The 18570-nt window shown below is 67.2% G+C and carries 24 protein-coding genes; 12 read left to right on the plus strand and 12 right to left on the minus strand.

Going from position 1 to position 18570, the window contains the following annotated elements; genetic code table 11:
• Positions 1-112: 112 nt before the first annotated feature.
• Together H8M03_RS12240 and H8M03_RS12245 are read left to right on the plus strand one after the other, a co-directional pair.
• Positions 113-565 carry a nuclear transport factor 2 family protein gene (locus H8M03_RS12240; protein ID WP_187479695.1) on the plus strand — a complete coding sequence of 151 codons (453 nt, stop codon included), beginning with the start codon at positions 113-115 and terminating at the stop codon, positions 563-565.
• A gap of 69 nt (positions 566-634) precedes the next feature.
• Entirely contained in the window at positions 635-1552 is a 918-nt protein-coding gene (locus tag H8M03_RS12245; RefSeq protein WP_246448911.1) for a tyrosine recombinase XerC, read from the plus strand.
• 109 nt (positions 1553-1661) lie between these two features.
• On the opposite strand, the gene H8M03_RS12250 is transcribed toward H8M03_RS12245, so the two are convergent.
• From H8M03_RS12250 to rph, 7 genes are all read right to left on the minus strand, one after another.
• Positions 1662-2258, minus strand: coding sequence for a DedA family protein (locus H8M03_RS12250; protein ID WP_187479696.1), 597 nt, complete (start codon positions 2256-2258; stop codon positions 1662-1664).
• A 5-nt stretch (positions 2259-2263) separates the two neighbouring features.
• A complete protein-coding gene (gshB, locus tag H8M03_RS12255; RefSeq protein ID WP_187479697.1) occupies positions 2264-3226 on the minus strand; it encodes a glutathione synthase in 963 nt (320 codons plus the stop codon).
• Between the two features lie 31 nt (positions 3227-3257).
• On the minus strand, positions 3258-3608 hold the full coding sequence (locus H8M03_RS12260) for a YraN family protein (RefSeq protein ID WP_187479698.1): 351 nt from the start codon (positions 3606-3608) through the stop codon (positions 3258-3260).
• On the minus strand, positions 3605-4429 hold the full coding sequence (rsmI, locus tag H8M03_RS12265) for a 16S rRNA (cytidine(1402)-2'-O)-methyltransferase (protein ID WP_187479699.1): 825 nt from the start codon (positions 4427-4429) through the stop codon (positions 3605-3607). Before rsmI ends, H8M03_RS12260 begins: the two co-directional genes overlap by 4 nt.
• Positions 4430-4473: 44 nt before the next feature.
• On the minus strand, positions 4474-5613 hold the full coding sequence (gene hemW, locus H8M03_RS12270) for a radical SAM family heme chaperone HemW (RefSeq protein ID WP_187479700.1): 1140 nt from the start codon (positions 5611-5613) through the stop codon (positions 4474-4476).
• Between the two features lie 82 nt (positions 5614-5695).
• Positions 5696-6319, minus strand: coding sequence for an RdgB/HAM1 family non-canonical purine NTP pyrophosphatase (rdgB, locus tag H8M03_RS12275; RefSeq protein WP_246448912.1), 624 nt, complete (start codon positions 6317-6319; stop codon positions 5696-5698).
• Entirely contained in the window at positions 6316-7032 is a 717-nt protein-coding gene (gene rph / locus H8M03_RS12280) for a ribonuclease PH (protein WP_187479701.1), read from the minus strand. The genes rdgB and rph overlap by 4 nt, the downstream gene beginning before the upstream one ends.
• A gap of 71 nt (positions 7033-7103) precedes the next feature.
• Between rph and H8M03_RS12285 the strand changes: the two genes are divergently transcribed.
• Genes H8M03_RS12285 through H8M03_RS12300 form a run of 4 tightly spaced genes read left to right on the plus strand, consistent with a single transcriptional unit; the run spans position 7104 to position 10591 of the window.
• Positions 7104-7610: a DUF6438 domain-containing protein gene (locus H8M03_RS12285; RefSeq protein ID WP_187479702.1), complete on the plus strand. Its 507-nt coding sequence runs from the start codon at positions 7104-7106 to the stop codon at positions 7608-7610.
• Positions 7611-7641: 31 nt separating this feature from the next.
• Complete coding sequence (hrcA, locus tag H8M03_RS12290) at positions 7642-8679, plus strand: heat-inducible transcriptional repressor HrcA (protein ID WP_187479703.1); 1038 nt, start codon at positions 7642-7644, stop codon at positions 8677-8679.
• The gene (gene grpE / locus H8M03_RS12295) at positions 8679-9230 is read left to right on the plus strand and encodes a nucleotide exchange factor GrpE (protein ID WP_187481076.1); all 552 of its coding nucleotides are present in this window, start codon (positions 8679-8681) and stop codon (positions 9228-9230) included. The genes hrcA and grpE overlap by 1 nt, the downstream gene beginning before the upstream one ends.
• A complete protein-coding gene (locus H8M03_RS12300; RefSeq protein WP_187479704.1) occupies positions 9230-10591 on the plus strand; it encodes a M24 family metallopeptidase in 1362 nt (453 codons plus the stop codon). The genes grpE and H8M03_RS12300 overlap by 1 nt, the downstream gene beginning before the upstream one ends.
• A gap of 10 nt (positions 10592-10601) precedes the next feature.
• Here H8M03_RS12300 and H8M03_RS12305 read toward each other — a convergent pair whose 3' ends face one another.
• Positions 10602-11069: a vgr related protein gene (locus tag H8M03_RS12305; protein WP_187479705.1), complete on the minus strand. Its 468-nt coding sequence runs from the start codon at positions 11067-11069 to the stop codon at positions 10602-10604.
• Positions 11070-11167: 98 nt separating this feature from the next.
• On the opposite strand from H8M03_RS12305, the gene H8M03_RS12310 reads away from it, so the two are divergent.
• The 4 genes from H8M03_RS12310 (at position 11168) to H8M03_RS12325 (ending at position 14052) form a co-directional block, all read left to right on the plus strand.
• Entirely contained in the window at positions 11168-11404 is a 237-nt protein-coding gene (locus H8M03_RS12310; RefSeq protein WP_187479706.1) for an acyl carrier protein, read from the plus strand.
• A gap of 106 nt (positions 11405-11510) precedes the next feature.
• Complete coding sequence (fabF, locus tag H8M03_RS12315) at positions 11511-12767, plus strand: beta-ketoacyl-ACP synthase II (protein ID WP_187479707.1); 1257 nt, start codon at positions 11511-11513, stop codon at positions 12765-12767.
• The gene (gene mltG / locus H8M03_RS12320) at positions 12764-13729 is read left to right on the plus strand and encodes an endolytic transglycosylase MltG (protein ID WP_246448914.1); all 966 of its coding nucleotides are present in this window, start codon (positions 12764-12766) and stop codon (positions 13727-13729) included. The genes fabF and mltG overlap by 4 nt, the downstream gene beginning before the upstream one ends.
• Positions 13726-14052 carry a hypothetical protein gene (locus H8M03_RS12325; RefSeq protein ID WP_187479708.1) on the plus strand — a complete coding sequence of 109 codons (327 nt, stop codon included), beginning with the start codon at positions 13726-13728 and terminating at the stop codon, positions 14050-14052. The genes mltG and H8M03_RS12325 overlap by 4 nt, the downstream gene beginning before the upstream one ends.
• On the opposite strand, the gene H8M03_RS12330 is transcribed toward H8M03_RS12325, so the two are convergent.
• The 3 genes from H8M03_RS12330 to H8M03_RS12340 form a co-directional block, all read right to left on the minus strand.
• Positions 14053-14229 carry a hypothetical protein gene (locus tag H8M03_RS12330; RefSeq protein WP_187479709.1) on the minus strand — a complete coding sequence of 59 codons (177 nt, stop codon included), beginning with the start codon at positions 14227-14229 and terminating at the stop codon, positions 14053-14055.
• A 133-nt stretch (positions 14230-14362) separates the two neighbouring features.
• A complete protein-coding gene (locus H8M03_RS12335; RefSeq protein ID WP_187481078.1) occupies positions 14363-14707 on the minus strand; it encodes a MarR family winged helix-turn-helix transcriptional regulator in 345 nt (114 codons plus the stop codon).
• A 151-nt stretch (positions 14708-14858) separates the two neighbouring features.
• Positions 14859-16253, minus strand: a complete 1395-nt coding sequence (locus H8M03_RS12340; protein ID WP_187479710.1) for a leucyl aminopeptidase family protein — start codon at positions 16251-16253, stop codon at positions 14859-14861.
• Positions 16254-16423: 170 nt separating this feature from the next.
• Here H8M03_RS12340 and H8M03_RS12345 point away from each other — a divergent pair, with 170 nt between their 5' ends.
• Positions 16424-16792, plus strand: a complete 369-nt coding sequence (locus tag H8M03_RS12345) for a hypothetical protein (RefSeq protein ID WP_187479711.1) — start codon at positions 16424-16426, stop codon at positions 16790-16792.
• Entirely contained in the window at positions 16789-17181 is a 393-nt protein-coding gene (locus H8M03_RS12350; RefSeq protein WP_187479712.1) for a hypothetical protein, read from the plus strand. The genes H8M03_RS12345 and H8M03_RS12350 overlap by 4 nt, the downstream gene beginning before the upstream one ends.
• Here H8M03_RS12350 and rimO read toward each other — a convergent pair.
• Entirely contained in the window at positions 17178-18527 is a 1350-nt protein-coding gene (rimO, locus tag H8M03_RS12355; protein WP_187479713.1) for a 30S ribosomal protein S12 methylthiotransferase RimO, read from the minus strand. The two genes, H8M03_RS12350 and rimO, sit on opposite strands and share 4 nt — an antisense overlap.
• Between the last annotated feature and the right edge of the window lie 43 nt (positions 18528-18570).

Consider the following 18570-nt stretch of genomic DNA (forward strand, 5'->3'; position numbering starts at 1 on the left):
CCGGGACTTTCGGCACTGCCGGGCCAACGACCACGATCCTAACCTTGGCCTTTGCTGACACGGGTCAGCTTAAGAGCAGGGGTTTACGATGCGTTTCCCGATAATTGCGGCGATGGCCGCCAGCCTGGCGGCCGTGCCCGCGGCCGCGTACCAGCAGCCCGCAACCGCGATTGCCGAGCCCGGCAGCGTCGCCGAGGCCCTAAATGCCTTCGTGGTCTCATTCCGCAGCCTCGACAAGGAAGCCTTCTCCGACCTGTTCGCCACTGACGCCACGGTGTTCTTTCCGCAGAAGCCGTTTCCGCTGCACCGCATCAGCGGACGTGCGGCGGTCACCGGATGGTTCGGCAAGCTGTTCGACGCTCGTCGCGGAGAGCCGCTGCAGATCGATCCCCAGGACGTCCAGATTCAGCAGTTTGGCGATTCCGCCATCGCCACCTTCCATCTTGGCAAGACCGAGAAGGGACTGGGCCGGCGGACGCTGGTTTTCCAACGCCGGGACGGCGTCTGGAAGATTGCGCATCTGCATGCGTCGTCGATTGTCGTCGCGGAGGGCGAGCGCGGGTGAGCGGCTGCACGGCCCAGCCTCGCAAATAGAGGTTGGCCGAGCGGGGCTCGTCCGCGCTATACCGTGCCGGTGGGTGAACTGGTCCATCCGGCATCGGCGCTGGTCGTGCGATGGTCGGCGCATTTGGCGCACGACCGCCGTCGGTCCGCGCATACGGTCCGCGCTTATGCCGGGACCGCGCACCGGCTGATCCGTTTCCTGGGCGATTATCGCGGCGGGCCGGTCGAGGAGAGCGGGCTGCTCGCGATCGGTGCCGCGGACCTGCGCGCCTTCCTTGCCGCCCGGCGCAACGGCGGGCTTGGCGCGGCGTCGGCGGCGCGCGAGCTGTCGGGCGTTCGCGCCTTCCTCAAATACGCCGCGGAGCAGGTCGGCAGCGAACCCAACGTGCCGCGCACGCGCGCTCCGCGAAAGCCGCGCACGCTGCCTCGGCCGGCGGCTCCGGACGAGGCGATCGCGCTGGCCGAGGATGCCGGCGCTTATGGGTCGGAACCGTGGATCGGCGCGCGCGACCTTGCCATTCTGTTGCTGCTGTACGGATCGGGGCTGCGCGTCTCGGAAGCGCTGTCACTGACCGCGCGCGACCTGCCGATCGGCGAGGCCATCCGGGTCACCGGCAAGCGGGCGAAGACGCGCATCGTCCCGGTCGTGAAGGCGGTGCGCGAAGCGATCGCGGAATATCTGCGCGAATGCCCCTATCCGGTCGACGGCGATACGCCGCTGTTCCTCGGGGCGCGGGGAGGGCCGCTTAGCGCCGACCTGGTGCGGCGCGCGGTGCGCGCGGCGCGGGTGCGGTTGGGTTTGCCCGACACGCTGACCCCGCATGCGTTGCGGCACAGCTTCGCGACGCACCTGCTGGCGCGCGGGGCAGACTTGCGGTCGCTGCAGGAATTGCTGGGCCATGCCAGCCTGTCGTCGACGCAGATTTATACGAAGGTGGACGCGGCGCATCTGCTCGATGTGTACCGCCACGCCCACCCTCGTGCGTGAACGTTGACCGCGGCGTCCCGCCAGTGGGGTTGACGTTTCGCCGCGGCACCGGAGAGATGAGCGCCAAGGCGTAAACCGCGGCCAAATCATTAGTCCGGATCGGACCGGATCAGCTGCCCTTGTGGGTGGCCAGCCGCCACAGATAGACCAGCACCATCGTCACCAGAACGGTGTTGGCGAACGGCGTGATGAACTGGTCGACCTGTTCGAAGCTGGACTTGAGCTGAAAGCCGGCACCGGCGAGCAAGGCGGTCCAGGCGAAGGTGCCGATGGTCGAGGCGATGACGAAGCTTTTGAAGCGCATGTCGAGCAGGCCGGCCGGCACCGAAACCAGCGAGCGGATCGACGGGATCACCCGGCCGACCATCACGAACAGCGCGCCGCGCCGGTCCATCCAGTCGTGCGCCCGTTCGATGTCGCGCCAGGTGAGCGTCAGCCACTTGCCATATTTTTGAATAAACGGCCGCAGCCGCTGGATGCCGAGGGCGCGGGCGGCGAGATACCAGAAGATGTTGCCGAGCATCGCGCCGGCCGTTCCGGACAGGATCACCATCATCAGGTCGAGCTTGCCGTTGGCGGCGGTGACCCCGGCCACGGTCATGATGATTTCCGACGGGATCGGCGGGAACACCGTTTCCAGGAACATCAGGAAGCCGACGCCCAGATAGCCCGATTGTTCGATCAGGCGGACGACCCAGTCGTTCATTGGGCTCAGCCCGGCTTGCGGTCGGACAGGCGGCGCTCGACCGCCTGCCAGACGAGGGCGGGCGTGTCGGTGCCGTTGAAGGCGTCGATGGCGACGATACCGGTGGGCGACGTGACGTTGATTTCGGTCAGCCACCTGCCGCCTATGACGTCGATGCCGACGAACAGCAGGCCGCGCTGCTTCAGCTCGGGGCCAAGCGCGGCGCAGATTTCGCGCTCGCCGTCGGTCAGTTCGGTCTTCTGCCCGGATCCGCCGACGGCGAGGTTGGACCGGATCTCGCCCGCCGCGGGAACCCGGTTGACCGCGCCCGCGACCTCGCCGTCGACCAGCACGATGCGCTTGTCGCCCTGCGCGATCTCGGGGAGGAATTTCTGCAGCATGTGCGGTTCGACATAGGTCGAATTGAACTGTTCGATCAGCGCCGACAGATTGCGGCCGTCCGCGCCGATGCGGAACACCGACCCGCCGGCAAAGCCGTGCAGCGGCTTGAGCACGATGTCGCCGTGGTCGGCGAGGAATTTGCGCGCTACGCCGAGCGAGCGGGTGATGGCGGTCGGCGGCATGAAACGGGCGAAATCGAGCACCCACAGCTTTTCCGGCGCATTGCGCACCGCGCGCGGATCGTTGACGACCAGCGTCGTTTCGCTGATCCGTTCGAGCAGGTGCGTGGCGGTAATGTAGCCAAGGTCGAACGGCGGATCCTGCCGCATCATCACCACGTCGACGTCGCTGCCAAGATCGAGCACGCGCGGATCACCGAAGCTGAAGTGGCCGTCGCCGCCCCGCTGCACGGTAACCGGATGTGCCATCGCCCATACGCGGCCGTCGGCGTAGGTCAGGTCCTGCGGCACGTAGTGAAACAGCGCGTGGCCCAGCGCCTGCGCCTTCAGCATCAAGGCGAAGGTGGAATCGCCGGCGACGTTGATGCGGTCGAGCGGGTCCATCTGGAAGGCGATGCGAAGCGGCATTGGCCGCGCCTATGTCAGCAGGGCGGCTTTGTCACCCTTGCCAGACATCTTGCAGGTGGCGGGGAAGCCTCCCGGGCACGACGAACAGCGCGTCGATGCGGATGCTGTCGCCGTCGCGGGCAAAGCGCTGCGCAAGCCGTTCGGCGGCGATCGCGACGCGGCGCAGGCGGTGCCGGTCGAGCGCGAAGCCCGCGGCCTCCGCCGAATTGCGCGCCTTGACCTCGACGAAGGCGACGATCCGTCCGCGGCGCGCGACGATATCCACTTCGCCGCCCGGCGCACGGGCGCGGCGAGCCAGGATCCGCCAGCCTTTCAGGCGCAGGTACCAGCAGGCGATGGTTTCCGCGGTCCGACCGCGGCGTTCCGCCTGCTGCCGGCTCACGCGCGGGACAGGTCGAGCGCGCGGGCGTAGACGCGCTTGCGCGGCAGGTTGAGCCGTTCGGCAACGTCGGCCGCCGCGCGCGACGGCGACAGCGTCTGCAAGGCGTCGCCAAGCATTCGGTCGATGGTCTCGTCGGACGCTGCCGCGGCCTCCGGCGGCGGGCCGACGATGATGACGATCTCCCCCCTCGCGACGCTATCGGCGTAACGGCCGGCAAGCTCGCCCAGCGTGCCGGTCACGCATTCCTCGTGCAGCTTGGTGATTTCGCGGGCCACCGCCGCGTCGCGCGGGCCAAGCCCGGCTTCGAGCGCGCGCAGGCTATCGGCAAGGCGCGACCCGGATTCGTAGAAAACCAGCGTCGCGCGCAGGGTCGCGACCTCGGCGATGGCGTCGGACCGCGCCTTTGCCTTGGCTGGCAGGAAACCCATGAACAGGAAGCGGTCGGTGGGCAGGCCCGCGACGCTGAGGCCCGCGATCGCGGCGCACGGGCCCGGCATGGTGCGGACGTCGTGCCCGGCATCGCGCGCGGCGCGGACCAGTTTGTAGCCAGGGTCGGAAATCAGCGGCGTTCCGGCATCGCTAACCAGCGCCACCACGTCGCTGCCAAGGCGGGCGACGATGTCGTCGCGCTGGCGGTCGGTGGAATGGTCGTCGTAGCGCCGCATGGTTGCCTTCGACCCCGCCTGGGCCAGCAGCTTTCCGGTCACCCGCGTGTCTTCGGCCAACACCAGGTCGGCGTCGCGCAGAGTCTGCGCCGCGCGCGGGCTGAAATCGCCCAAGTTCCCGATCGGGGTGGCGACGATATACAGGCCAGGATCCATCGCGCGATCATCACGGATCGCCCGCCACCCCGCAAGCGCCGGAATCAGGCGGCGATTTCGCCGAGCAAGTGATCGAGCAACAGGCGTCCCGCGGGCGTCGTGGCAATGCGCGCGCCGGAGCGGACAAGATGACCGCTCGCCGCCAGTCGGTCGACCTTGTCCCAATCCACCAGCGGCGTGCCGAAGCGCGCTTCCAGCGCGGCGGCGTCGATCCCTTCGGCCAGGCGCAGGCCCATTACCAGCGCCTCGTCGGCGGCCTCGGCCGGCGACAGCCGGTCTTCCTCCGCGATGCCGTGGCCGTTGCGGGCAAGCCCGGACAGGAAGTTTTCCGGTTTGCGATGGCGGACGGTGCGCTGTCCCTGCCGGCGGCCATGGGCGCCGGGGCCGATCCCGGCGTAATCGCCGTAGCGCCAGTAGGTAAGGTTGTGGCGGCTTTCGGCGCCGGGGGCGGCGTGGTTGCTGATTTCATAGGCAGGCAGGCCCGCATCCGCAGTGACGGCAGCGGTCAGTTCGAACAGGTTGGCGGAGGTTTCCGGGTCGAGCGGTTCGAAGGCGCCGCGGGCGACGTCGGTGGCGAAGCGCGTGCCGGGTTCGATGGTCAGCTGGTAAAGCGACAGGTGGGTGGTGCCCAGCGCCAGCGCCCGGCGCAGCGTCGCTTCCCACCCCGCCTCCGTGTCGCCGGGCAGCGCATAGATGAGATCGAAGCTGACGCGATCGAAATGGCGCTGGGCAATGGCCAGCGCGGCTTGCCCTTCCGCCGCCGAATGGGCGCGGCCAAGGAAACGCAGCTGGTCGTCGTCGAAACTTTGCAGGCCGAGCGACAGGCGGTCAATGCCGGCCGCGGCAAGGTCCGCGAAGCGTGCCGCCTCGACCGAATTGGGATTGGCTTCGAGCGTGATCTCGAGGTCGTCGGCGATATCCCAGTGGCGGCCGGCGGCGTCGATGATCGCAGCGGCGGTCGCGGGGTCCATCAGCGATGGGGTGCCGCCGCCGAAAAAGATGGACGTCAGCCGCCGTCCGGGCAGCAGGCGCGCTTCATGCGCGAGGTCGGCGAGCAGGGCGTCCCGCCATGCCTGCTGGTCGACGGTGTCGCGGACGTGGCTGTTGAAGTCGCAATACGGGCATTTGGAGACGCAGAACGGCCAGTGGACATAGAGGGCGAGAGCATTTGGCGAAGCCCCCACAACCCCGTTCGTCCTGAGCGAAGTCGAAGGGCGCACCGCCGATCTCGGACCGCGCCCTTCGACTACGCGCTTCGCGCTCCGCTCAGGACGAACGTGAAGGGTCAAGCGCGGCCAGCAGCTTGCGGAAGGCGTCGGCGCGATGGCTCATCGCGTGCTTCTGCTCCGGGTCCATCTCGCCGAACGTCTGGTCGTGGCCGACGGGGACGAACATCGGGTCGTAGCCGAAGCCCCTGTCGCCGCGCGGCGGCCAGGTGAGCGTGCCGTCGACGCGGCCTTCGAAGCTTTCCGCCTGGCCGTCATTGGGCCAGGCCAGCGCCAGCGCACAGGCGAAATGAGCGGCGGGCGGCGCGTCGGGATCGGTCGCCTGCGCTTCATCCCACGCGCGTTGCATCGCCCGCATCCAGTCGCGGTTGCCGTGCGCATCCTCGGCCCAGCGGGCGGAAAAGATGCCGGGCCGGCCGCCCAGCGCTTCGATGCACAGGCCGCTATCGTCGGCGAGCGCGGGAAAACCGGACAGGTCCGCCGCCTGGCGCGCCTTGAGGTCGGCATTATCGACGAAGGTAACGCCGATCTCCTCCGGTTCGGGGAGATCGAGTTCGTCGGCGCTGACGCAGGTAATGCCGAGCGGCCGCAGCAGGTCGGAAATCTCGCGCAACTTGCCGGGATTGTGGGTCGCGATGACCAGCTTGTCGCCGATCGGCCTCACTTGCCGGCGGCCTTGCGCTGGGCGGCGAAAATCTCGTCGCAGCCGATCCGCGCCAGCCGCAGCAGGCGCAGCAATTGTTCTTCGTCGAACAATTCGCCCTCGGCCGTCAGCTGCGCCTCGACGATATTGCCGTCGCCAGTGAGCACGAAATTGCCGTCGGAGCCGGCGCTGCTGTCCTCGTCATAATCGAGGTCGAGCACCGGCGTGCCCTTGAAGATGCCGCAGCTGACCGCCGCGACCTGCGTGCGGATCGGGTCTTCGGTCAGCGCCTTGGAATCGAGCAGCTTGTCGACCGCAATGCGCAACGCGACCCAGGCGCCGGAGATCGACGCGGTGCGCGTGCCGCCGTCGGCCTGGATGACGTCGCAGTCGAGGGTGATCTGGCGTTCGCCGAGCTTCGGCAGATCGACCACCGCACGCAGCGAGCGCCCGATCAGGCGCTGGATTTCCTGGGTTCGCCCGGACTGCTTGCCCTTGGCCGCCTCGCGGTTGCCGCGGGTATGGGTGGCGCGGGGCAGCATGCCATATTCGGCGGTGACCCAGCCCTTGCCCTTGCCGCGCAGGAACGGCGGGACCTTCTCCTCGACGGAGGCGGTGACGAGGACTCGGGTGTCGCCGAAGCTGACCAGCACCGACCCTTCGGCATGGCGCGTGAAATTCGGCTCGAAGCTGATATCACGCATCTGGTCTGGGGCGCGGCCGGACGGGCGCATGTTATTCTCCTGCAAATCTGTTGGTGCAGCCCCTAGACCCTCGTAGGGAAAAGCAAAAGGAGAGGATCGAGATGCGGATGTTCGTGGCAGCGGGAAGCCTGATGCTGGCCGCCTGTACCGCCGTTCCGGCCGAGGCGCCGGGCGCGCAGGGCTCACCGGACGCGCCGGCCGCGGGGTCGGTCGAAACGATCCGCTACGAAACGCAGGCCTGTTACGGCTTCTGCCCGGTGTACGTCGTCACGGTCGGGTCGGACGGGACCGGCCAGTTCGAAGGGGGCCAGCACACCGCTGTCACCGGCCCGCGATCGTTCACGGTGACGCCCGCGCAGTTTGCCGACTTCAAACAGCGCCTGGAACCGTACCGGCCGCAGGGCGAGCGGCGCGTCGCCGATCCGAATTGCGGCGGCCGGCTGGCGACCGACATGCCATCGGTCGACGTTACCTGGACGCAGAAGGGGCCGTCGTCCCACCTCTACGTTTATTACGGCTGCAACCGGGAGGCCAACCGCGCGATGTTTGAGGCGTTGCGCACCGCGCCCGAGGCGTTGCCGATCGCGGCGTTCATCGGCAGCCGTTGAGGTGCGAGCCCGCGCACCCTAGATCAGCGCCATGGCCGTCCCGCCGATCACCGAACTGAGCGACCGCATGCGCGATATCTTCGGGCTGGTCGTCGAATCCTACCTGGAGCGCGGGCAGCCGGTCGGGTCGAAGGCGCTGGCCGGAAGCATCAGCCTGTCGCCCGCGTCGATTCGCGGCGTGATGTCGGAGCTGGAGGAGCGCGGGCTGCTGACTCACCCGCACACGTCCGCCGGGCGGGTCCCGACCGAAAGCGGCCTTCGGCTGTTCGTCGACGGCATCATGCAGGCGTCCAGCCCGAACCCGCGCGAACAGGCTGAAATCGAGCGCCAGATTGGCCGCGAACAGCCGATCGAGGACGCGCTTGCCGCGGCCACCACGGCGCTGTCGGGGTTGAGTCAGGCGGCCGGCGTGGTGCTGGCGCCGAAGCAGGAATTGCGGCTGCGTCAGTTCAGCCTTGTGCCCTTGTCGGCGGAACGGGCGCTGGCGGTGCTGGTCGGCGCCGACGGGTCGGTCGAAAACCGCGTCGTCGACCTCGATCCGGGGACCAGCGCGAGCGCGCTCGAACAGGTAACCAATTTCGTGAATGCGCGGCTGGCGGGCATGACCCTGGTCGAGGCGGAGGCGCGGCTGCGGCTGGAAATCCGCGAGCGCAAGGATGCCATCGACGCGGCGGCGGCGGAGCTGGTCGCGTCGGGCCTTGCCGCCTGGACGCAGGACCAGCAGCGCCGTCCGGTGCTGATCGTGCGCGGGCAGGCGAACCTGCTCGACGACCATGCGGCGGCCGACCTCGACCGGGTGCGAATGCTGCTCGACGAGCTGGAAAACCGGCAGGAGATCGCTCGGCTGCTGGAAGGCGCGCGCGACGCGCCGGGGTGCCGCATCTTCATCGGCAGCGAGAACCGGATGTTCGCCTTGTCCGGGTCTTCCGTCATCGCCGCGCCCTATCGCGGGAGCCATGGGCAGGTAGTCGGCGTTGTCGGCGTGATCGGCCCCACTCGGTTGAACTATGCCCGGGTGGTCCCCATGGTGGATTTCACGGCCAAGGCCCTAACGAGATTGATTGGATGATGCAGGACAACGACGACTTTCACGAGGACGCCGAACAGATCCGCCGGGAGACCGCGGACGAGGCGCCCGAGCTTGCCGAGCACGACCGTCTGGCGGAGCTGGAAAAAGCGCTTGAAGACGCCAACAGCAAGGCGCTGTACGCGGCCGCGGAAACGCAGAACGTGCGCCGCCGGCTGGAACAGGAAAAGCAGCAGGCTGCGGCCTATGCGTCCTCTACCTTCGCCCGCGACATGCTGGCGATCAAGGACAACCTCGACCGGGCGCTGGCCGCGGTTAGCGACGAATTGCGCGGCGACAAGGTGGCCAGCAACTTCCTTGCCGGGATCGAGGCGACGGCGCGCGAACTGGACGCCGCTTTTTCCCGCAACGGCGTGACCCGCATCGACGCCAAGGGTCAGAAGCTCGATCCGCACAAGCACCAGGCGATGGTCGAGATTCCCACCGGCGATGCCGAGCCCGGCACGATCGTCGAGGAGATGCAGGCCGGTTACATGCTCAAGGATCGATTGTTGCGCCCGGCCCTGGTCGGGGTCGCGAAGTCGCCGGACTGATGCGCGGCTGGGGGGCGGTCCTGCTGACGGTCGCGGCGCTGGGGGCGCCGGTGGCGGCTGCACGCGCGGTGCAGTCGAATGCGGATGCGGAGGTGCTGGGGCCCAAATTGCCGCCAATCCCGACGCCGCGCGAAGAGGCGCGGATTCGCGACCAGTTGCTGACCGAGCGGGTGAAGACGATCCTGCCGCGGCTGATGCGCGAGCAGGGGATCGATGCCTGGGTGCTGAGCGCCCGCGAATATGCCGACGATGTCGTGATGAAGAGTTTCTTCGCCGGCGAGCAAATGACCGCGCGGCGGCAGACCATCCTGCTGATCGTCGATCCGGGCGCGGGCCAGCCGCTCGAGACGCATTCCATCGCCCGCTACAAGGTCGGCGACATCTTCAAGCCGGCGTGGCAGCCGGAAAGCAAGGTCGGGCAATTCGACCGGCTCGCGGCGATGCTGCGCGGGCGCAACGTGCGCCGGATCGCGATCAACGTGTCCCCCGACAACGCCTTCGCCGACGGGCTGAGCAAGGGGCAACATGACGCGATGATGGCGGCATTCGGGCCGGAGCTTGCGGCGCGGACGGTATCGTCCAGCCCGCTGGTCACGCGCTGGCTGGAAACCCGGACGCCGGCGGAGCTGAAGCGGCAGGGCGAAGTGGTCCGGATTACGCATGCCATCCTTGGCGAAATGTATTCGCGCAAGGTCATCACGCCGGGCAGGACGAGTGCGGACGATGCCCGCTGGTGGCTGCGCGAGCGGATTGCCGGGCTTGGCCTTGGCACCTGGTTCAGCCCGTCAATTTCGATTTTCCGCAACGGGTCGAAGGAACTGGACGGCGATGCCGTCATCCAGCCGGGCGACCTGCTCCACGTCGATTTCGGCGTGACGCTCTATGGCCTCAATAGCGACGTCCAGCACCTGGCCTACGTCCTGCGCCCCGGCGAGCGCGAGGCGCCGGCGGGGCTTCGCGCGGGGCTGCGCCAGGCCAACCGGATGCAGGCGCTGTTGCTGGACGCCCTGCCGGGATCGGCGTCGGGCAACGGCGCGCTGGTCAAGGTTCGGGCCGCGATGGCGCGCGAAGGCATCGACGGGACCGTCTATTCGCATCCGCTGGGCCTGCACGGCCACGGCGCAGGACCGGCAATCGGCTTCTGGGACGACCAGGCCCCGAGCCCGCGCGGGGCGGCCGGAATCTACCCCAATACCGGCTGGTCGATCGAGCTACAGGCGACCGCGGCCGTGCCCGAATGGGGCGGCCAGAAAGTGCCCTTCCGGCTGGAGGAAAACGGCTGGTGGGACGGCCGCGCCTTCCACTGGTTCGATGGTCACCAGCAAGCCTTCCACCTGATCCCGGGCGATCCGGCGCGTTAGCCGGGCAAGTTCAGGCGCGGATTCCGTCGGCGAAGGGCAGTAGCGAGCGCGGCGGCGCTTCGATCCCCATGCCCCGTTCGCGGAGGAAGACATGGCGGACGATTTCGGCCTGCTGTTCCAGTCCGTAGCGGGCGAACGGCCGGCCCGGGACGTAGGTGTAGCGATAGCGGCAAAAGGGATGGCGCATCAGCGGCAGGAAATAGCGGCCGCTGCGCTGCGCCTGCCAGACGTGAGTCATTTCGTGGATGAAGAAGCCCTGCAGCGACAGCCGTTCGCCGGCGAAATCGTCGGACCAGCTGTCCCCGTGCGGGTGGAAGTGGATGTTGCCGCACGGGGCCATGGCGACATTCTTCGGCTGTAGCGGCCACCACTTGCGGCGGACGAGCTTTACGGCGCGATAATCGATCGCATCGCCGAAAACGGAGCGGGCCAGCGCGATTTCGCCTGTCGTGAGGGAGCGGGAAGCCGTGTCGTGCATTGCAGCAGACAACGTTATTAGACGCGTCCGGACGCACTTGCGAGCATCCCACGGCGCGGCTAGGGCAAGGCAAATTAAAAATACGGAGGAATGCCCCAATGAGCGAGACTGCCGATCGGGTTAAGAAGATCGTTGTCGAGCACCTCGGCGTCGAAGCCGACAAGGTGACCGAAGAAGCCAGCTTCATCGACGATCTCGGCGCCGACAGCCTCGACATCGTCGAGCTGGTCATGGCTTTCGAAGAAGAGTTCAACGTCGAGATTCCGGACGATGCCGCCGAGAAGATCGCGACGGTCAAGGACGCCATCGACTATATCGACCAGAACCAGGGTTAACCGGGGCTACGGCCGCCGCAGATCCCAGCCGACTTGTGGCGGCACGAACGGCTTCCCCATAGCTTGCGGGAGGCCGTTTGCATTTTGAATGGACGGAGGAGTGCGCATGCGTCGTGTAGTCGTGACGGGTCTGGGGCTTGTGACCCCGCTTGGCGGCGATGTCGAAACGACGTGGCGCAACCTGATCGCGGGGAGGAGCGGCATTGCGCCGATCACCCGGTTCGATACCAGCGACCAGAAGGCGACGATCGCCGGCGAGGTGAAGGCCAAGGACCATGAATTCGGCTTCGACCCGGACAAGCGGGTCGATGCCAAGGTCCAGCGGCAGGTCGATCCGTTCATCGTCTATGCGATCGACGCGGCCGGCCAGGCGCTGGAAGATGCTGGGCTGACCGACATGAGCGAGGCCGAACGCGAGCGCGCCGGCGTGTCGATCGGGTCGGGCATCGGCGGCCTGCCGGGCATCGAAAGCGAATCCAACGTGCTGGCCGAAAAGGGGCCGGGACGGGTCAGCCCGCATTTCGTCCACGGCCGGCTGATCAACCTGACCAGCGGCCAGGTGTCGATCAAATATGGCCTGATGGGTCCCAACCATTCGGTGGTCACCGCCTGTTCGACCGGCGCCCATTCGATCGGCGACGCGGCGCGGATGATCAAGGACGACGACGCCGACATCATGCTTGCCGGCGGCGCCGAAAGCACCATCAACCCGCTTGGCGTGGCGGGTTTCGCGCAGGCGCGCGCGCTCAACACCAGCTTCAACGACCGGCCCGAACAGGCCAGCCGCCCTTATGACAAGGGCCGCGAAGGCTTCGTCATGGGCGAGGGCGCGGGCGTCGTCGTGCTGGAGGAATATGAGCACGCCAAGGCGCGCGGCGCGAAAATCTATGCCGAAGTCGTCGGCTATGGCCTGTCCGGCGACGCCTATCACGTGACCGCTCCGCATCCCGAGGGCCGCGGCGCCGAGCTGGCGATGCGCATGGCGTTGAAGAAGGCGGGGCTTGGACCCTGCGACATCGATTACGTCAATGCCCATGGCACCTCGACCATGGCCGACACGATCGAGCTCGCGGCGGTCAAGCGCGTGCTGGGCGACGATCTGTGCGGTGCGTCGATGAGCTCGACCAAATCGGCGATCGGCCACCTGCTCGGCGGCGCCGGCGCGGTGGAAGCGATCTTCTGCATCCTCGCCATCCGCGACCAGATCGTCCCGCCGACGCTTAACCTCGACGATCCCGACGAGGGCACGGAAGGCGTCGACCTTGTCCCGCACAAGGCCAAGAAACGCGAAGTGAAGGCGGTGCTGAACAACAGCTTCGGTTTCGGCGGCACCAACGCGTCCCTAATCATGAAGGCCGTGTGAAGCGGCTCCTGCTGCTTGTCGCGGCCGCGATCGCCGTCGCGGCCCTCGCCGGGGTCGGCATGATGTGGTGGAGCGCAGGGCCGACGCCCGGTCCGCACACGATCATCGTCGAGGAAGGCGCAACCGCGGCCTCGGTCGGGCGCCAGCTCGAGCAGAAGGGCGCGATCCCGGGGAGCGCGCGCACCTTCTACCTGTTCTCGCGGCTGTTTGGCGCGGGCGACCCGATCCAGGCCGGCGAATTCGAAATTCCAAAGGGCACCGGCGCGGCCGGTATCCTGGACCTGTTGCAGCACGGGCGGCCGGTGCAGCGGCTGGTCACCGTGACCGAAGGCATGCCGTCGATCATCGTCGCCGAAAAATTGGCGGCGAATAAGTATCTGACCGGTCTGCTGCCGCAGATCGCGGAAGGGTCCGTGCTTCCCAACAGCTACAGCTATCAGCGCGGGGAAACCCGCGCGGCGGTCGCGGCGCGGATGCAAGCGGCGATGGACAAGGCGCTTGCCGACCTGTGGCCGAAGCGCAAGGCGACGTGCCCGGTCCGCACGCCGCAGGAAGCCGTCACGCTGGCGTCGATCGTCGAGAAAGAAACCGGCAAACCGTCGGAGCGGCGCACGGTGGCGGGCGTCTACTGCAACCGGCTGCGCATCGGCATGAAGCTGGATGCCGACCCCACCGTCATTTACCCGATTACCAAGGGCAAGCCGCTGGGCCGGCGGATCCTGCGGTCGGAGCTGAACGACGGTAATCCGTACAATACCTATCGCAATGCCGGCCTGCCGCCGGGGCCGATCGCCAACCCGGGCAGGGAGAGCATCGCCGCGGTGCTCGACCCGGCAGAGACCGAGGCGCTTTACTTCGTCGCCGACGGAACGGGCGGGCACGTCTTTGCCCGGACGCTTGCCGAGCAACAGGCCAACGTCCGCAAATGGTTCGAAATCCGCCGGAAGCGGGGCGAGATGTGAGGAACCGCGGCATCGGCCGTGGCCGGATGTTTGTCGGCGGCTTCCTGCTCCTTGGAACGGTGATTGCGTGGGCGACGGGTTTCCTGACCGACCCGCACGCGATCAACGAAGCGGACGGCAGCGGCTATGTCCGGTCGGCGGTGATCACGTACGTCCGCAACGTCGCGCTGGTGACGATCTTCCTGTCGGCGGTCTCGGCGTGGCTGCTGTTTCCGGCGCGGCGGCCCTATGCGCCTAAGCGCGACTTGGCGATTATCGCGCTTATCCTGCTGCTAATCGGAAGCAGCCTGTGGCAGCTTTACTGGCTGCGCTCGATGGTCTGATCAGGCGTCGCCGAGCGCGCTTGAGCGGACGTAGCCGACGCGCCGGTCCTTGCCGGCATAGCCCCATGCCCAGCCCAGGCTGTCGTCGAGCAGGTCGAAGGGGTCGCCGATCTGTAGCTGTCCGATGACGTCCGCTTCCGCCCGGCCGGCATCGAGCAGCGGCGACGCAGCGACCACCGCGCGCATGCCCGGCGCGACATAGTGCGATGCAATTACGCGCCCGGCGAGGGCGATGTCGGCAAGGTCGTTGCGAAAGGCGTGGAAGTGCGGATCGGGCAGGTTCGACGGCCCCGACAGCGCATATTCCGCCTCAATGGGCGAATTCGCGCTGCCCGATGATGGGCCGGGTGCTGGCGGTCGACCCGTCGCTGTCGCGGAGGTTGCGTTTGAAATCTTCAAGGAAATCGGCCCCGTCCTTGGTCCGGACAACGAACACGTTGCGGCGGTCGTCCTGATCCCGTTCGCGGCGCAGATAGCCGAGGGCGCCAAGCGTATTCAAGGCGCGCGTGACGACGGGCTTGGAAACGCCAAGGACCTTGGCAAGACCGCGGACGGTATGCGGGCCGGGCGTCAGGTAGACGAGCATGAGCAAGGCCATCTGGCGATTGGTGAGATCGGGTTCGCCTGACCGGACGTAAGCGATCAGTGCCCGCATCCAGGCTGACAGTGAAGTGTCGGCCATTTTTGAACAATCCTCCGCGCGTCGCGCACTTGTCCGTTAAACCGGCAAGGCGGGGAATTGTTGCAGCGATGTAACCGCTAAATGGCCGAAAATCCGCGTTAATCGCGGTAAACGGTGCTTTCTATCAGGCAGTAAACCTGTTCTGAAGTGCCGCGAACACCGCGCGCAGGCCAAGCGCCTCCCCGCCCTTGGGCCGGCCGGGCTTCGCGCTGTCCCGCCAGGCGAAGGTGTCGAGGTGCGCCCACGGCAGTCCGTCGGGCAGGAATCGCTTCATGAACATCGCCGCCGTGACGGCGCCGGCCATCGGCGACCCGGAGGCGTTGGCCAGGTCTGCGACGTCGCTTTTCAGCATCTCGTCGTAGGCATCCCACAAGGGCATCCGCCACAGCGGGTCGTCGGCCTGCCTGGCGCCGGCCTCGATCTGGCCGGCAAGGTCGTCGTCGGTGACGAACAGCGCGGGAAGGTCGGGGCCGAGGGCGATGCGCGCCGCGCCGGTGAGCGTGGCAAAATCGACGATCAGCTCGGGCCCGGCTTCGGCTGCCTTGGCCAGCGCGTCGGCAAGGATAAGCCGGCCTTCGGCATCGGTATTGTCGATTTCGACCTGCAGGCCCTGGCGCGACTTGACGACGTCGCCGGGGCGGAGCGCGGCGCCGGACACGGCATTCTCGACCGCCGGGATCAGCAGGTGCAGGCGCACCGGCAGCCGAGCGGCGATCACCAGCCACGCCAGCGCCAGCGCGTGGGCGGCGCCGCCCATGTCCTTTTTCATCAACCGCATGCCGCTGCCGGGCTTGAGGTCGAGCCCGCCGGTGTCGAAACATACGCCCTTGCCGACGATGGCTAGGCGCGGATGGTCGGGCTTGCCCCATTCGGCCTCGATCAGCCGGGGGGCGCGGTCGTCGACGGCGGCGCCGCCGACCGCAGCGATCAGCGGATAGCCCGTATCGAGCGCATCCCCTTTGGTGACCGCGATATCGGCACCGGTGCCGGACAGCCGGTCGCGGACCGCCTGTTCCAGTTCGGCGGGTCCAAGCTGCAGCGCGGGCGTATTGACGAGATCGCGGACAAGGGCTGTGGCAGTGGCCAGCCGGACGGCGGGATCGACCGCCGCCGCCTCTCCGGTCACCAGCACGCGCGGGCCGCGCTCCGCGTCCTCCGGCTTGCTTTTGAACGTGTCGAACCTGTGCTGGGCGAGCAGCCAGCCGAGCGCCGCCTTGCCGGGTTGCCCCTCGGCCAGACGGTAAGTGCCTTCGGGCAGGCTGTCGGACAGCTTGGCAAGGCACCACGGCGATAGGTCGTCGACGTTGGCGACCGTGCTGACCACCTCGAACGCGTTGCCGCGCGGCAAGACGACTCTGGCATAGCCGGTCTTGCCGTCGAAGCGGTTGGCCTCCAGCAACGCTCGGTCTTCGGCCGGGCGGCGCCTGACCCAGTCGCCAAAACTATCCTTGTCAACCAGGTGGATGGGCCGCGCGGATTGCCCGCGATCGGCAGCCAGCAGCGCTGCAAAATCGGTCATTGGCCGAGGCTCGCCAGCGCATGCAGCGCCAGCCGCGGGAAAGAGGGGATCATCATGGCGCGCACCCTAATGCGACTGCGGGGCGTGTCGAGGGGCCGCGCGATCAGAATGCGAATTGCCAAATCCGGCGCTTGCGGTAATTTCGTCCCGTAATCTCAGGGGGTTTGGGGATGTTTCGTAAAATTGGTTTTGCCGCCGCCGCGGCCTGTGTCGCCGTGATTCCGTCGGCCGTGCTTGCCCAAGGCAAGCAGGATTTCACGCTGGTCAACCGCACCGGCTACACGATCAACGAAGTCTATGTCGCGCCGACCAAGTCGGACGAATGGGAAGAGGATGTGCTCGACCAGGACGTGCTCGATAACGGCGCCTCGGTCGGCATCGGCTTTTCCAAGAAGGAAAGCACCTGCAACTACGACATCAAGGTCGTGTTCGAGGACGGCGATGAGGCCGACTGGCGCAAATTCGACCTGTGCACGGTGTCGAAGGTGACGATCTTCTACAATCGCAAGACCGGCGACACGACCGCGCAATACGAGTGATCTCCGACCGCCAGACGAGAGGGATTCCCGCCGAGCTTCCTACCAAGAGTGCGCGGGTCCTGAATTCGTTGGTCATGGGCGGTGCTTTTGCCGGAGCGGATTTCGCGTTCGGCAGTAGCGCCGGCGAGTGTGCCCTGACCGGCATTCTCGCCGCCGCGACGGCATATTTCTGGGCCAGTCGCTTTGGCGGCGATCGAGCGATGCTCAAGCTTGATGCTGCGATGGTGGCGGCATTTGTCGCTTATTGTGCATTGGCACTGACCATCACCGGCATGATCGATGGTCAACCTTCGATCAGTTCCCCGTCTCTACTCTTGATATTCTTGCTATTTTTGCCGGTGGACGCGGCGTTCCCATTTCTCCGGCTCAGCAGGCGCGATGTGCTTTAAACAGGCACGCCATAAAGGTCGTGCTCGTCGGCATCCTCGATTTCGACCCTGACGATGTCGCCGGGCTGAAGTCCGCCGGCGTCGCGGAGGTGGACTTCGCCGTCGATTTCCGGGGCGTCGGCCTTCGACCGGCCGCTGGCGCCGCCGGTGTCGGGGTCGACCGCGTCGATCAGCACGTCGAGGGTCGAGCCGACCTTGGCGGCGAGCTTTTCAGCCGAGATCCGCGCCGACAGCGCCATCACCCGTTCGAACCGGTCCTGCTTGACCTCGTCCGGCACCTGGTTGGGCATGTAGGTGGCCTCGGCGCCTTCCACCGGCTCGAACTTGAACGCGCCGACGCGGTCGAGCTGGGCTTCCTGCAGCCAATCGAGCAGATAGTCGAAATCGGCGTCGGTCTCGCCGGGGAAGCCGACGACGAACGAGGAGCGCACCGCGATGTCGGGCACGATCGCGCGCCAGTCCTTCAACCGCTGCAGCACTTTCGCTTCGTTGGCCGGGCGCTTCATCGCCTTTAGCACATTGGGCGAAGCGTGCTGGAAGGGAATGTCGAGATAAGGGAGCAATAGCCCTTCGGCCATCAGCGGGATGACCCGGTCGACGTGCGGGTAGGGGTAAACGTAGTGCAGCCGCACCCACACCGGGTGATCGGCTGTGCCGAGCTTGCCCAGTTCGCGGACCAGGTCGGTCATGTGGGCGCGCACTTCGCCACCCTTCCATGGCCAGGCGGCGTGCTTGAGGTCGAGGCCGTAGGCACTGGTGTCCTGGCTGATGACCAAAAGCTCGCGCGTGCCGGCCGCGACCAGCTTTTCGGCTTCGCGCAGGATGGCGTCGGGCCGGCGGCTGGCAAGGTCACCGCGGATGGACGGGATGATACAGAAGGCGCAGCGGTGATTGCAGCCCTCCGAAATCTTCAGGTAGCTGTAATGGCGCGGCGTGAGCTTCAGCCCGGCTTCCGGCACCAGGTCGAGATAGGCGTTGGGCACCGGCGGCGCGGCGTCGTGGACCGCGGCGACGACGGCTTCATATTGCTGCGGCCCGGTCACCGCGAGCACCTGCGGGAAGCGTTCGCGAATGACCTCGGCTTCCCGGCCCATGCAGCCGGTGACGACCACGCGGCCGTTCTCCGCGATCGCTTCGCCGATCGCCTCGAGGCTTTCTTCCTTCGCGCTGTCGAGGAAGCCGCAGGTGTTGACCAGCACCACGTCCGCGCCGGCATAATCGGGCGACATGTCGTAGCCGTCGGAGCGGAGCTTGGTCATGATCCGCTCGCTGTCGACCAAAGCCTTGGGACAGCCGAGCGAGACCAGCCCCACACGGGGCGATCGGGGAAGGGTGGTGGTCTTCATTGGAAGGCGCGCCATGTAGTGCGCCTGGCGCGAAAAATCGAGG

Source organism: Sphingomonas sabuli (assembly GCF_014352855.1).
GTDB classification, from domain to species: domain Bacteria; phylum Pseudomonadota; class Alphaproteobacteria; order Sphingomonadales; family Sphingomonadaceae; genus Sphingomicrobium; species Sphingomicrobium sabuli.

Excerpts from the sequence above, each read along its gene's own strand:
- H8M03_RS12305 (WP_187479705.1), bottom strand. The coding sequence starts at position 11,069 with ATGCACGACACGGCTTCCCGCTCCCTCACGACAGGCGAAATCGCGCTG.
- H8M03_RS12335 (WP_187481078.1), bottom strand. The coding sequence starts at position 14,707 with ATGCGGGCACTGATCGCTTACGTCCGGTCAGGCGAACCCGATCTCACC.
- H8M03_RS12345 (WP_187479711.1), top strand. The coding sequence starts at position 16,424 with ATGTTTCGTAAAATTGGTTTTGCCGCCGCCGCGGCCTGTGTCGCCGTG.
- H8M03_RS12310 (WP_187479706.1), top strand. The coding sequence starts at position 11,168 with ATGAGCGAGACTGCCGATCGGGTTAAGAAGATCGTTGTCGAGCACCTC.
- gshB (WP_187479697.1), bottom strand. The coding sequence starts at position 3,226 with ATGCCGCTTCGCATCGCCTTCCAGATGGACCCGCTCGACCGCATCAAC.
- H8M03_RS12340 (WP_187479710.1), bottom strand. The coding sequence starts at position 16,253 with ATGACCGATTTTGCAGCGCTGCTGGCTGCCGATCGCGGGCAATCCGCG.
- rimO (WP_187479713.1), bottom strand. The coding sequence starts at position 18,527 with ATGAAGACCACCACCCTTCCCCGATCGCCCCGTGTGGGGCTGGTCTCG.
- H8M03_RS12250 (WP_187479696.1), bottom strand. The coding sequence starts at position 2,258 with ATGAACGACTGGGTCGTCCGCCTGATCGAACAATCGGGCTATCTGGGC.
- H8M03_RS12240 (WP_187479695.1), top strand. The coding sequence starts at position 113 with ATGGCCGCCAGCCTGGCGGCCGTGCCCGCGGCCGCGTACCAGCAGCCC.
- rsmI (WP_187479699.1), bottom strand. The coding sequence starts at position 4,429 with ATGGATCCTGGCCTGTATATCGTCGCCACCCCGATCGGGAACTTGGGC.
- H8M03_RS12300 (WP_187479704.1), top strand. The coding sequence starts at position 9,230 with ATGCGCGGCTGGGGGGCGGTCCTGCTGACGGTCGCGGCGCTGGGGGCG.
- fabF (WP_187479707.1), top strand. The coding sequence starts at position 11,511 with ATGCGTCGTGTAGTCGTGACGGGTCTGGGGCTTGTGACCCCGCTTGGC.
- rph (WP_187479701.1), bottom strand. The coding sequence starts at position 7,032 with ATGCGCCCGTCCGGCCGCGCCCCAGACCAGATGCGTGATATCAGCTTC.
- H8M03_RS12285 (WP_187479702.1), top strand. The coding sequence starts at position 7,104 with ATGCGGATGTTCGTGGCAGCGGGAAGCCTGATGCTGGCCGCCTGTACC.
- hrcA (WP_187479703.1), top strand. The coding sequence starts at position 7,642 with ATGGCCGTCCCGCCGATCACCGAACTGAGCGACCGCATGCGCGATATC.
- grpE (WP_187481076.1), top strand. The coding sequence starts at position 8,679 with ATGCAGGACAACGACGACTTTCACGAGGACGCCGAACAGATCCGCCGG.